The organism is Nocardia sp. No.11 (genome assembly GCF_038752175.1).
GTDB classification, from domain to species: Bacteria; Actinomycetota; Actinomycetes; order Mycobacteriales; family Mycobacteriaceae; genus Nocardia; species Nocardia canadensis.
This window is the reverse complement of sequence record NZ_JBCGFB010000021.1, coordinates 17,702-30,082: the sequence shown is the minus strand read 5'-3', so window position 1 is coordinate 30,082 and position 12,381 is coordinate 17,702. Positions and strand designations below refer to the sequence as shown.

Below are 12,381 nucleotides of genomic sequence, written 5' to 3'. Positions count from 1 at the left end.
CGGCGTCCGTACTACTGTCGAGATGTGACTCTCGATTTGCGTGCCGATCCCGTCCAGCTGACCGCCGCCCTGGTCGACATTCCCAGTGTGTCGCGCGACGAGGCCAAGATCGCGGATCTGGTGGAGCAGGCATTGCGGGAGCAGACCACCGGGTTCGAGGTGCTGCGGCACGGGAACGTGGTGCTGGCGCGCACAAACCGCGGGCTGCCGACGCGGGTGATCCTGGCCGGTCATCTCGACACCGTGCCGATCGCCGACAACGTGCCGAGCCGGCCCGACGAGGTCGGTGGGGAGCCGGTGCTGTTCGGTTGCGGTACCGTCGACATGAAGTCCGGCGACGCGGTATTCCTGCATCTGGCGGCCACTATCGCCGACCCGGCCCACGATCTGACGCTGATCTTCTACGACGGCGAGGAGATCGCCGCGGAATTCAACGGCCTCGGCCATATCGAGCGCGAGCTGCCCGAGTGGCTCGACGGCGACCTCGCGATTCTGGGTGAGCCCTCCGGCGGCTGGATCGAGGCGGGCTGCCAGGGCACGCTGCGGGTCCGGCTGACGACCTCCGGCGTGCGCGCGCACTCGGCCAGGGCCTGGCTGGGCGAGAACGCCATCCACGGGCTGGCGCCGGTACTGGCGCGGTTGTCGGCCTACGACGCGCGCGAGGTCGACATCGACGGCTGCGTGTACCGCGAGGGGCTGTCGGCCGTGCGGGTCTCCGGTGGGGTCGCGGGCAATGTGGTGCCCGATGTCGCCGAGGTGGATGTGAACTTCCGTTTCGCGCCCGACCGGACCGTCGAGCAGGCCGTCGCGCACGTGCGCGAGGTCGTCGCCGGGCTCGACGTCGAGTTCGTGGTGACCGACTCCTCGCCCGGCGCCCTGCCCGGCCTCACCGCGCCCGCCGCGCGCACCCTGATCGACTCGGTCAACGCCCACGGCGGCGGTGGTGTCCGGGCCAAGTACGGCTGGACCGACGTCTCCCGCTTCGCGGCGCGCGGCATCCCCGCGGTCAACTTCGGCCCCGGCGATCCCAACCTCGCGCACAAGCGCGACGAGCACGTGCCGCTGAGCCAGATCACCGCCGTCACCGCGATGCTGCGCACCTACCTGTCAGCCCGCTGACGACTGGTGTTCGACCCGACCCAGTAGCGTGGGGGCATGTCTACCGATTCCGCTGATCAGGCTGGGAAGGTCAAATCGACGGCGAAGTTCCGTGGGCCGGTGATGTTTCGCCGCGAACGCAAGCAGGGTGTGCGGACCGCCGACCGGAATCTGCTCGACACCCGCCAGGACAGCGATTGGGTGCATACCGATCCGTGGCGGGTGCTGCGGATCCAGGCCGAGTTCGTCGAGGGTTTCGGCGCGCTCGCCGAGGTGCCGCCCGCGGTGACCGTGTTCGGTTCGGCGCGCACGTCCAAGGACCATCCCGAATACGCGGCGGGCATGGCGATCGGCGCCGCGCTCACCAAGGCCGGTTTCGCGGTGATCACCGGCGGCGGGCCCGGCGCGATGGAGGCCGCCAACCGCGGGTCTTCGGAGGCGGGCGGCTACTCGATCGGGCTCGGCATCGAGCTGCCGTTCGAGCAGGGCCTCAACGAGTGGGTCGATCTCGGTATCAACTTCCGGTACTTCTTCGTCCGCAAGACCATGTTCGTGAAGTACTCGCAGGCCTTCGTCTGCCTGCCCGGCGGGTTCGGCACCCTCGACGAGCTGTTCGAGGCGCTGACCCTGGTGCAGACCCGCAAGATCACCCGTTTCCCGATCATCCTGTTCGGCACCGCGTACTGGTCCGGCCTGGTCGACTGGCTGCGCGAGTCGCTGGCCGGCTCGGGCAAGATCGCCGCGGAAGACCTCGACCTGATCCAGCTCACCGACAGCGTCGAGGAGGTCGTGCGGATCATCCAGGGCGAGACCGGCGATCACGCGAACATCGAGCGGCTCGGCACCGAGGACGAGTGGTGAGCGCGCCGTACTCGATCTGCGTCTACTGCTCGGCCAGTACCACCGATCCCGACCTGATCAGCCTGGCCGCCCGCGTCGGCACCGAGATCGCCCGGCGCGGTTGGCAACTGGTCTCCGGCGGTGGCCATGTGTCGATGATGGGCGCGGTCGCCACCGCCGCCCGCGCGGGCGGGGCGCACACCATCGGGGTGATCCCGAAACACCTGGTGCACAAGGAAGTCGCCGATGTCGACGCCGACGAACTGCTGGTCACCGACACCATGCGTCAGCGCAAGCAGCTGATGGAGGCCCGCGCCGACGCCTTCCTCACCCTGCCCGGCGGGGTCGGCACGCTCGAGGAACTGTTCGAGACCTGGACCGGCGGCTACCTCGGCGAACACGCCAAACCGGTGGTGGTGCTGGACGCCGACGGCTTCTACGGCGGGCTCTTCCGCTGGATCGATGAACTGTACGAACGCAGAATCGTGACGCGGCAGGCGCGCGACCGCATCACCGTGGTCGCCGATCTGCCCGCCGCCTTCGCTGCGCTGGAACCGGCTCAGGGCTAGGAGAATTCGACGTGAGCAACGACGCCCGCTCGACCGTCAGCGTGTTCGATCTCGCCAAGGCGTTGCCCGCCATGGCGCTCGACGCGCCCGGCATGCTGCGCAACGCGCGCGGAATGCTGGTGGGGCCCAAGGACAAAGCCTCCATCGGCCTGTACTTCCAGCGCGTCGCGCACCGGCGGCCCGATCGGGTGTTCCTGCGGTTCGAGGGCCGCTCCTACACCTATCGCGCGGCCAACAGCGAGGTCAACCGGTACGCGTCGGTGCTGTCGGGGCGCGGGGTGCGCCGCGGCGACGTGGTCGGCGTGCTGATGACCAACCGTCCCGAGACGCTGTTCACCGTGCTCGCGGTGCTCAAGCTCGGCGGCACCGTCGGCCTGCTCAACTACAACCAGCGCGATCAGGTGCTCGCGCACAGCATCGGCCTGCTCGACAGCGTGCTCACCGTGGTCGGCGCCGAGTGCGGGGAGGCGCTGGCCTCGCTGCCCGCGCCCGCCGAGCACGTCCTCGCCGCCGAGGAACTGGCCGAATCCGCCCGCACCGCACCGGATGCCGACCCGGCGGTGTGCGCGCGGGTGACCGCCGGCGAACGCGCGTTCCTGATCTTCACCTCCGGCACCACCGGCCTGCCCAAGGCCAGCGTGATGACCCACCACCGCTGGACCAAGAGCATGGCCGGGCTCGGCGGCCTCGGGGTCCGGCTGCGTGCCGACGACGGTCTGTACTGCTGTCTGCCGCTCTATCACAACAACGCGCTGACGGTCGCGCTGTCGGCGGTGCTGGCGGGCGAGTCGACCTACGTGCTCAGCCGCAAGTTCTCGGCCTCGGGCTTCTGGGACGAGATCGCCCGCGAGCGCGCGACCGCGTTCATCTACATCGGCGAACTGTGCCGCTACCTGCTCAACCAGCCGGTGCGGCAGGCCGAGCGCGACAACCGGGTGCGCCTGGCCGTCGGCAACGGCCTGCGCCCGGAACTGTGGGACGAGTTCCGCAGCCGGTTCGGGATCGGCCGGGTGGTCGAGTTCTACGGGTCCAGCGAGGCGCCGCTGGCCTTCGTCAACGCCTTCGGCCTCGATCGCACCGCCGGTCTGTGCCCGCTGCCCTACGCCGTCGTCGAGTACGACGACGAGACCGGCAAGGCCAAGCGCGGGCGCGACGGGAAGCTGCGCCGGGTGCGCTCGGGCGGCGTCGGTCTGCTGCTGGCGAAGGTGAACGATCGTCAGCCCTTCGACGGCTACACCGACAAGCGGGCCTCGGAGTCCAAGCTGGTCCGCGACGGCTTCAAGAAGGGCGACTGCTGGTTCGACACCGGCGACCTGGTCCGCGACCAGCATTTCTGGCACATCGCCTTCGTCGACCGGCTCGGCGACACCTTCCGCTGGAAGGGCGAGAACGTCGCGACCACCGAGGTCGAGGGCGCGCTCGACCACGACGAGAACATCGAGCAGGCCGTCGTCTACGGCGTCGACATCCCCGGCACCGACGGCAAGGCGGGCATGGCCGCGGTCACCCTGCGCCCCGGCGCGGAATTCGACGGCAAGTCGCTGGCCGCGACGGTCTACCAGCGTCTGCCGATCTACGCGATCCCGCTGTTCGTCCGGGTGGTGGCCGAACTGGAACAGACCTCGACGTTCAAGAGCCGCAAAGTGGAGCTGCGCAAACAGGGCTACACCCCGGACCCGGACAGTCGGCTCTACGTCCTGTCCGGCCCGGCCACCGGCTACGTCCCCGCCTACGACGGCTACGCGGCCGACGTCGCGGCCGGTCAGGCCCCGCGCTAGCAAGGTAACGTCTGAGCTCGCATGAACATGGGTACCTCGTCGGGCACGCCCGAACCCCGACCACACGAACAACCGCCTGCCCGCAGCGCCAGCAGTAGCGGTTCCGACCCGTCGGCGGAAATCGCGCGGGGGCGGCCCGGCCCCACCTTGTGCGGGCGGCCGGTGGAGACGGATCGGGCCCTGGTCATGGCGATCGTGAATCGCACGCCCGATTCCTTCTACGATCGCGGCGCGACGTTCAGCGACGAGGCCGCCATGGACCGGGTGGCCCGCGCGGTCGACGAGGGCGCCGACCTGGTCGATATCGGCGGGGTCAAGGCCGGGCCTGGCGCCACGGTCGACGCCGCCGAGGAAACGCGGCGGGTGGTGCCGTTCGTGGCGGCGATCCGCGCGAAGTATCCCGACCTGTTGATCAGTGTGGACACCTGGCGCGGCGATGTCGCCCGCAGCGCGGTCGCGGCCGGGGCCGACCTCGTCAACGACACCTGGGCCGGAGCCGACCCCGAGCTGGTGCACGTGGCCGCCGAGACGGGCGCGGGCATCGTCTGCAGCCACACCGGCGGCGCGATTCCGCGCACCCGCCCGCACCGGGTCCGCTACGCCGATGTGGTCGCCGAGGTGACCGCGACCGTTGTCGCCGCGGCCGAGAACGCGGCGGCCGCGGGGGTGCGCCGCGATGGCATCGTGATCGATCCCACCCATGATTTCGGGAAAAACACCTATCACGGGCTCGAGTTGTTGCGCGGAATCGACGGTCTTGTAAAAACCGGATGGCCAGTCTTGATGGCACTGAGCAACAAGGATTTTATCGGGGAGACTTTAGGTGTCGGTCTGACCGAAAGGGTCGAGGGCACATTGGCGGCGACCGCGTGGTCGGCCGCCGCGGGCGCTCGAATCTTCCGGGTCCACGAGGTCGCCGAAACCCGGCGGGTGGTGGACATGATCGCCGCGATCCAGGGCATCCGGCCCCCCGCACGAACTCTGCGAGGTCTGGCATGAAAATCCAACACCGCGAGCCCGCCTGGGCCACTACCCATACCTGGGACACCCCTGACTGGACGGTCGGCGAACTGGTCGCCGCCAAGGCGGGTCGCACCGTCTCGGTGGTGCTGCCCGCGCTGAACGAGGAAGACACCGTCGCCGCGGTGGTGGCCAGCATCCGGCCGCTGCTCGGCACACTGGTCGACGAACTGATCGTGCTCGACTCCGGCTCCACCGACGCCACCGCCGAACGCGCTCGCGCGGCGGGCGCCGAGGTGATCACCCGTGAGGAAGCCGTTCCCGAGCTCGAACCGGTCCCCGGCAAGGGCGAGGTGCTGTGGCGCTCGCTGGCCTGTACCGCCGGCGATCTCATCGCCTTCGTCGACTCCGATCTGATCGACCCCGATCCCGACTTCGTGCCCAAACTGCTGGGCCCGCTGCTGACCATGCCGGGCACGCACCTGTCCAAGGCCTACTACCGCCGTCCGCTGCGCCAGGGCGAGTCCGTCGACGCCAACGGCGGCGGCCGGGTCACCGAGCTCGTCGCCCGGCCGCTGCTGGCGGCCCTGCGGCCCGAACTGTCCCAGGTCTTGCAGCCACTCGGTGGGGAGTACGCGGGCACCCGCGAACTGCTCACCGCCGTCCCCTTCGCCCCCGGCTACGGTGTCGAGATCGGCCTGCTGCTCGACACCTACGACCAGATGGGCATGGACGCCATCACCCAGGTCAACTTGGGCGTGCGCACCCACCGCAATCGCCCGTTGGCCGATCTCGGCGTGATGAGCCGCCAGATCCTCGGCACCGCCCTGGGCCGCAGCGGCGTCATCGATTCCGGCGCCGCGCTCACCCAGTTCCCGATGATCGGCGGCGAATTCATCGCCCATTCCACCGAGGTCTCCCTCGAAGACCGCCCCCCGATGAAAACCCTGCGCCCCGAACAGGTCGCCGCGTAATCTCCCACCCACCGGGCGCCTCGTCACGTCGACGGGGCGCCCGTCCACTGTCCGGGTTGCGAGCGCGGTAGAGACCACCGAGGGACCGTTCTGCGGCTTCGTCCGCCGTTCGTCGTCACCCGCTGCTTCGGCCCGCGCAACCGGGCGAGTCCTCGCGGGCGACGAGCGTGGTGGCGACGGCCAGGACGATCAGCGCGACCACGGCCAGCAGGACCTGGGGGTGCAGGCCCAGGGGCGCGGGATTGTGGAATTCGGGGTCTTGAACGGCGGTGCCGGGGAACAGAAAGGCGCCGAGGAGGCCCAGCCAGGGGGTGGCGAGCAGGGCGCAGGCGGTGCGGAGGCGGGAGCGGGTGACGTCGCCGCGCAGGAGGTAGAGGGCGAGCACGCCGAGCAGGATCGACATCACGATGTACTGGGCGTCATGGAATTTCGCGTGTGGCGGCCAGGCGTCGTTGGCCAGGTGCTGGTCGGCGCTCGCGGGGATGACGACATCGGCTAGGAGCGCGCCGAAGACGGTGACGAGGGCGATCGAGGCGGCGAGCAGGCGTGGGGCGGAGCGGGTTACGGGGGTGGTGCTCGTCATGTCACGAAGGTCCTTGCCGGGAGGGCGGATTCGTCGGGCGATGGCGCAGGAAGTCGTCGGCGACCGCCCGGACGTAGTCGAGGTCGAAGGTGCGGTGGGCGACCAGCCTGCGGAAGAACAGGGGGCCGTGCAGCTGGTCGACGGCGAGGTCGACATCGAGATCGACGGGCAACTCGCCGCGCTCGACCGCGGCGGTGAGGATTGTGCGCACCACCCGGGTGCCCGACCGGTACGCCGACTCCTTGACGGCCGCGAATTGCGGGTCCACAGCGGCTCTTTCGATCAGCACCCGTATCGCCTGTTCGCTGGCAGGCTCGTGCAACATCGCGTGGGTGCCCGCCAGCGCGGTCAGCAGGTCGGCGCGTAGGTTCCCGGTGGGCGGTGCCTGGGCGAGGGTGATGTGCCAGGTGATGGTGGCGCGCACCAGATCGGTCGGCTCCGGCCAGAGGCGGTACAGCGTGGCCCGGCTGATTCCGCTGCGTGCCGCGATCGCGCCGTGCGTCAGCCCGGCCAGGCCCTGCTCGACCAGTAGCTGCCTGGCCGCGACGAGCGCGGCCTCACGACTGCGCACGGTACGGGGATCGGGTGGTCGCACAGAACCTCCTTGCGAGACAGCTTGTTTCGAATCTATGAAACAAACTGTATCGAAATTGGCGCGGCAAGAACAAGAGGGGCGACCCGATTCGAGTCAGGGGCGGTGGATCGGCCCGTCGAGGTCGGCGAGCGGCCGCGCCGACGCGCCACCGCGCTCGGCGAGGATCTGCGCGAGGACGGAGATCGCGGTCTCCTCGGGCGTGTGCGCGGCCAGGTCGAGGCCGAGCGGGCTACGGACGCGGGCGATCTCGGCCTCGGTGAGCCCCGCGTCGCGCAGGCGCGCGGTGCGGTCGGCGTGGGCGCGGCGGGAGCCGAGCGCGCCGACGAAGGCGACGGCGGGCAGGCGCAGCGCACTCGCCAGCATCGGGACGTCGAACTTGGCGTCGTGGGTGAGGACGCAGACGACGGTGCGTTCGTCGATCCGGCCCGCCCGCCGCTCCGCCTCCAGGTACCGGTGCGGCCAGTCGAGGACCACCGCGTCGGCAGCGGGGAAACGGGCCGGGGTGGTGAAGGTTTCGCGGGCGTCGACGACGGTGACGTGGTAGCCGAGCTGGGCCGCCGCCACGCCGAGCGCGCGGGTGTAGTCGTTGGCCCCGGCCAGGATCAGGCGCGCGGGGGAGCGGAAGACCTGGACGAAGGTGCGTGGCCTGTCGGCGGCGGCCGGGGTGCAGTCCTGCGCGCCGATGAGGCCGCTGCGGCCCGCGGCGAGGAGCGCGGCCGCGTCCCGGTCGAGCTCGCGCCACGGCTCCACGCGCCCGGGACGCAGCAGCCGGCGATCCGGGGCGGATTCGAGGGTGGTCGCGTAGGCGACCGGCTCGTGCGCCGCGAGCGCGGCGACGAGCGCGCCGAACAGCGGGGCATCGGTGGCGTCGAGGCGTTCGACGAAGACCTCGATCTCGCCGCCACAGGGCAGGCCGACCGCGAACTCGTCGGCCGCGGCGAAGCGTTCGGTACTCGCGTGCCCGTCACGCAGGACCTGGCTCGCGGTGGTGACGACGGCCGCCTCGACACATCCGCCCGACAGCGACCCGACGACCCGCCCGTCGGCGGCCACCGCCATCGCGGCGCCGGTGTCGCGCGGTCCGGTGCCGGTCCGGTCGACGATTCTGGCCAGCGCCACCGGCTGGACGGCCAGTAGCGCGAGGATCTCGTCGAACAGCTCCCGCATCGCCCACCGGCCTCTCCACGGTCACCGAGGCGTTGTGACCGTTGTGACCAGCCTAGCTATCGCGCAGCATCGGCGCGCGGTGAGCGCCGGTCAGTCGAGGATCTCGCGGTGCTGCAGATCGGCGCCGATCGCGCCGTCGTGGAAGAAGCCACGGAAGACCGCGGCCGCGCGCTCGGCGGTGAACACCTCTTCGGGGTAGACGTAGGTGTCGTCGTCGCCGTGCGGCAGGTAGACCGTCGGCAGGCCCAGCCTGCCGCCGGGGAACCCGAGGGTGTAGCGGCGGGTGATGTGGTCGATCGTCACCCGTAGCTGGAGGGTCATCGCGTCGGCCGAGCCCGCGCAGCGCAGCGCGAGATCGCCACGGGCGCCACTCACCGCCGTGGTGACCTCCGTGGCGGGCATCGGCTCGGGCAGCACGGTCAGATCGAGCGCGTAACGCTGCCTGCCGTCCATCCGGCGCAGGGGGCGCAGGAAGCTGTCCACGTCCTCGTGCGGGCCGATGAAGACCTTCAGGCGGTCGCTGTAGGTGAGGCGATGGGTCGCGACGATCACGTCGGCGGCGGTCGACTCGGCCTCGAACGGGGGCACGGGTCGGGGATCCTGGGTGCCTGCCGCCCGCACGGGCAGGACCCGGCACGCGCTGGCCTCGGGAGACGAGAACATGTGACGCTCACCTACTCACATTCGGTTACTCGCTAGCAATCTAAACATCGTCGGTATTCTGTGCTGCATAACAATAGCGTGATGCAGATCACAAAGTGAGCTCAGTTTAGATCTAACTATGGACGAACCCGGGTCGTAGCCAACCTTGGGTCGGTTTCGTGCCGATAAACCGGGGTGAGAAGGTCGGCATCTACGGGCTCGCCCGACGTGCGGTCGTAACGGACCGCGATGAGTACCGAAAACAAGTGACTGCTCGCGCGTTCGTGCAGGGTGGCGAGCCGGGTGGCCAGCAATCGGATCGCACCCAGGGACCCCGGCGGGTGCAGTCCGTCGATCAGCATGACGCTGCCGCGCCGGTCGGGGCGGGGCAGCCGGGCCAGGTAGGCGATGTCGTGCGGCTCTGTGCCGCCGGGTCGGTAGACGCGCCGCGCGGCCCGGTCCTCGATGCCGCGACGGGTGTCGCCGGCGCGGGTGACGGTCCGGCGCAGGCGTGGATCGGCGACCACCAGCTGGCGCAGGCTGGGGGAGAGCTCGGGGCCGCCGAGGATCACCAGGCCGTCGCGGTTGAGGTCGACCGGCCTGCCGGGCAGGAAGGTCTCCACATTCGCCACGAAACCCAGCTGACGCAGGAGCTCGGCCAGCCGCTGGGCCGCGGCCGGGTCCGGGGCGCCCAGTAGCCGCCCGGCGCGGACCTCGGGCGCGAGCACGGTCAGCGTGCCGTGCCCGAAGAACAGGCCCTCGGGGACCGGTCCCTGGGTGCTCACCTGGTGGATGCGCGCACGCGAGAGGCCGGCGGCGGCCCCGATCCGGGCGAACGTCCAGCCCTCGGCGTGGAGTTCGCGGATCACGGCGCGCCTGATCCTGGTGAGTTCGTTGATGGTCTGCTGGGCAGCCGCCACCCCGTCGGTGGCTGCTTTGAGTCTCTCGACCTTGTCCTCGATCGCGAAGACTCGTGCCACGTCATCGGCCGACATGTGCGAAGTCTAGACAGCTCGACAGCATTCCGTGTCTATATCGGTTGACATCGAACTGTATTGCGGCACAACGCGTATCATGTCCGACTTGTCGGCTATCACAATCTTTCGAGGTAGCCGCGGCTGTGTCCGGGGCGCGCGACCTCGTGGCAAATGCCGACCGTGCGGTGTTATCCGGGGGTCTAGGTCGCGTCGAAGTCGATCGGCGGGCGCTCGTTGTGGCCCAGCGGCTTCGACAGCGAGGGCGAGGACGACCCCGATCCGCCCGGCATCCCACTGCTCGTGCCGAACAATTGCTGCTTGTCGGGCACCGCGCTCTCCAGGCCGCGCAGCACCGAATCGTCACCGCCCAGCAGGTGCTTGGTGACCGCGGCGCGCGGACTCATGTTGCGCAGCTCGTTCAGCTCGGCCAGCGGCTTGCGCAGCTCGTCGAACTCCGGCCCCAGCTCCTGCTTGAGTTGCGAGGTGGCGCCGCTGGCGTAGTCGCGCACCTGGCGCAGGGAACGCGTGGTCCAGCGGACCGCGCCGGGGAGGCGCTCCGGGCCGAGGATCACGAGGGCGGCGACGAGCAGGATCATCATCTCGCTCCACCCGATGTTGCTGAACACGCAGTCCAGGCTACCTGGACGGCGCGGTCGCGGCTCAGTCGGATTCGAGCGTGACCGGGACGTCCACCTGCCTGCCATCGCGGATCAACTGCACGTTCACCGTCTCGCCGATCTTGCGCGCCTGCACCGCGACGACCAGCTCGTCCGGTCCGGTGACCTCGCGGTCGCCGATCTTCACGATGACATCCCCCTCGACGATGCCGGCCTTGGCAGCGGGGCTGCCTGGGCTCACATCGGCGACGGCGGCACCGCTCATCACCTCGTTGGCGACAGTCTTGGTGCGCGCGCTCAGGCCGATCACCGGGTGGTGCATCTGGCCGTCGCGGATCAAGGTCTGGGCGACGGTCTGCATGACGTCGACCGGGATGGCGAAGCCGAGGCCCACCGAACCGCCGGTCTCGCTGCGGATCGCGGTGTTGATGCCGATCACCCGGCCCTGCATGTCGACCAGCGCGCCGCCGGAGTTACCGGGGTTGATCGCGGCGTCGGTCTGCACGGCGTCGATGACGGCGTTGGTGTCGCTGCCCTCACCGGCCAGCTTCACCGGGCGGTGCTGGGCGCTGACGATGCCGGAGGTGACGGTCTTGCTCAGGCCCAGCGGTGAACCGACCGCCAGCACGTCGTCGCCGACCTGCACGTCGGAGGACTTGCCGAGGTTGGCCACGGTCAGGTTCTTGGCCTCGACCTTCAGCACGGCGAGGTCGGTCTTGGGATCGCGGCCGACGATCTCGGCGGGCACCCGGGTGCCGTCGGAGAACTGCACCTGGATGGCGGCGCGATCGGACTTGTCGGTCGCGGCCATCGAGATGACGTGATTGTTGGTGACGACGTAGCCCGCGCCGTCGATGACGACGCCCGAACCGGTCGCGCCGTTGTCGCCGACGGTGACCCGGATGGAGACCACCGAGGGCAGCACGGCGTTGGCCACCGCGGCGATGCGGCTGTGCGGTTCCTCGATGCCCGCGGTCTGGTCCAGGGTGACCTTGCGGGAGGTGAGGGTGGAGGCGGTCTCGGCGGTGATCCGCCCGACCAGGCCGCCGAGCACGGCGATCCCGAGCGCGAGCACGGCCAGCAGCGCCAGCGCCTTGGGCGCGACGCGGGAGCCGAACAGCACCTCGCGGGCGGTCAGCTTGGGGGCGGCGGGGAGGCGCTCGGGCGCGGGCGTCTCGACAGCAGGCGCGCCGAGGCGCGCGGTGGCGGCGGGATCGCGCCAGGGATCGACGGGGCCCGCGACGACGGTGCGCGGCTCCTCGGAGCCCGGTTCGCGCTGCAGCAGCTCGTCGGAACCTTCGGGGCGGGAGAATGCCTCGGCCAGCACGCCGTCCGGCGGGCGCTGGCTGACGAGCTGATCGGCGCCTGCGGCCGGGCCGGGCCGCTGCGGGTCGTGCGGCGCGAACGAGCCGGTCTGACCGTTCGGGCGACGGAACGCGCGCGCGGTATGACTGTCGATGTGCGGCCGGTACACCGGGCGCGGGCCGAGGTTCGGCGCGTCCGACGGCCGCAGGTTCCCCCGGTCGGCCGCCGAATCCGCGTGTTCGGTCGATCCGGAATTCGTCGATTCGCCTGTCACGC

General features: G+C 70.3%; 13 protein-coding genes. 6 read left to right on the top strand and 7 right to left on the bottom strand.

All coding sequences use genetic code 11. From position 1 onward, the window contains the following. Window positions 1–24 precede the first annotated feature (24 nt). From dapE to V8688_RS09545, 6 genes are all read left to right on the top strand, one after another. Window positions 25–1,119: a succinyl-diaminopimelate desuccinylase gene (gene dapE / locus V8688_RS09570; RefSeq protein WP_342800640.1), complete on the top strand. Its 1,095-nt coding sequence runs from the start codon at window positions 25–27 to the stop codon at window positions 1,117–1,119. Between the two features lie 36 nt (window positions 1,120–1,155). Beyond that, window positions 1,156–1,959, top strand: coding sequence for a TIGR00730 family Rossman fold protein (locus V8688_RS09565; protein ID WP_218719886.1), 804 nt, complete (start codon window positions 1,156–1,158; stop codon window positions 1,957–1,959). Then, a complete protein-coding gene (locus V8688_RS09560) occupies window positions 1,956–2,507 on the top strand; it encodes a TIGR00730 family Rossman fold protein (RefSeq protein ID WP_218719887.1) in 552 nt (183 codons plus the stop codon). The genes V8688_RS09565 and V8688_RS09560 overlap by 4 nt, the downstream gene beginning before the upstream one ends. An 11-nt stretch (window positions 2,508–2,518) precedes the next feature. Continuing rightward, entirely contained in the window at window positions 2,519–4,285 is a 1,767-nt protein-coding gene (locus V8688_RS09555) for a long-chain-acyl-CoA synthetase (RefSeq protein ID WP_218719888.1), read from the top strand. Window positions 4,286–4,405: 120 nt separating this feature from the next. Beyond that, window positions 4,406–5,284 carry a dihydropteroate synthase gene (folP, locus tag V8688_RS09550; protein ID WP_342800657.1) on the top strand — a complete coding sequence of 293 codons (879 nt, stop codon included), beginning with the start codon at window positions 4,406–4,408 and terminating at the stop codon, window positions 5,282–5,284. Further along, window positions 5,281–6,219 carry a glucosyl-3-phosphoglycerate synthase gene (locus V8688_RS09545; RefSeq protein WP_218719889.1) on the top strand — a complete coding sequence of 313 codons (939 nt, stop codon included), beginning with the start codon at window positions 5,281–5,283 and terminating at the stop codon, window positions 6,217–6,219. The genes folP and V8688_RS09545 overlap by 4 nt, the downstream gene beginning before the upstream one ends. Window positions 6,220–6,334: 115 nt before the next feature. On the opposite strand, the gene V8688_RS09540 is transcribed toward V8688_RS09545, so the two are convergent. The 7 genes from V8688_RS09540 to V8688_RS09510 form a co-directional block, all read right to left on the bottom strand. After that, entirely contained in the window at window positions 6,335–6,802 is a 468-nt protein-coding gene (locus V8688_RS09540) for a DUF6640 family protein (RefSeq protein ID WP_342800639.1), read from the bottom strand. Between the two features lies 1 nt (window position 6,803). After that, window positions 6,804–7,397: a TetR/AcrR family transcriptional regulator gene (locus V8688_RS09535; protein ID WP_342800638.1), complete on the bottom strand. Its 594-nt coding sequence runs from the start codon at window positions 7,395–7,397 to the stop codon at window positions 6,804–6,806. 93 nt (window positions 7,398–7,490) lie between these two features. Continuing rightward, window positions 7,491–8,564, bottom strand: coding sequence for an XdhC family protein (locus V8688_RS09530; RefSeq protein ID WP_316575947.1), 1,074 nt, complete (start codon window positions 8,562–8,564; stop codon window positions 7,491–7,493). A 90-nt stretch (window positions 8,565–8,654) separates the two neighbouring features. Then, entirely contained in the window at window positions 8,655–9,227 is a 573-nt protein-coding gene (locus tag V8688_RS09525; protein ID WP_218719893.1) for a hypothetical protein, read from the bottom strand. A 116-nt stretch (window positions 9,228–9,343) separates the two neighbouring features. Beyond that, a complete protein-coding gene (locus V8688_RS09520) occupies window positions 9,344–10,201 on the bottom strand; it encodes a hypothetical protein (protein ID WP_218719894.1) in 858 nt (285 codons plus the stop codon). A gap of 182 nt (window positions 10,202–10,383) precedes the next feature. Continuing rightward, a complete protein-coding gene (gene tatB / locus V8688_RS09515) occupies window positions 10,384–10,809 on the bottom strand; it encodes a Sec-independent protein translocase protein TatB (protein WP_218719895.1) in 426 nt (141 codons plus the stop codon). A gap of 34 nt (window positions 10,810–10,843) precedes the next feature. Next, window positions 10,844–12,379: a trypsin-like peptidase domain-containing protein gene (locus tag V8688_RS09510; RefSeq protein ID WP_218719896.1), complete on the bottom strand. Its 1,536-nt coding sequence runs from the start codon at window positions 12,377–12,379 to the stop codon at window positions 10,844–10,846. Window positions 12,380–12,381: the final 2 nt, after the last annotated feature.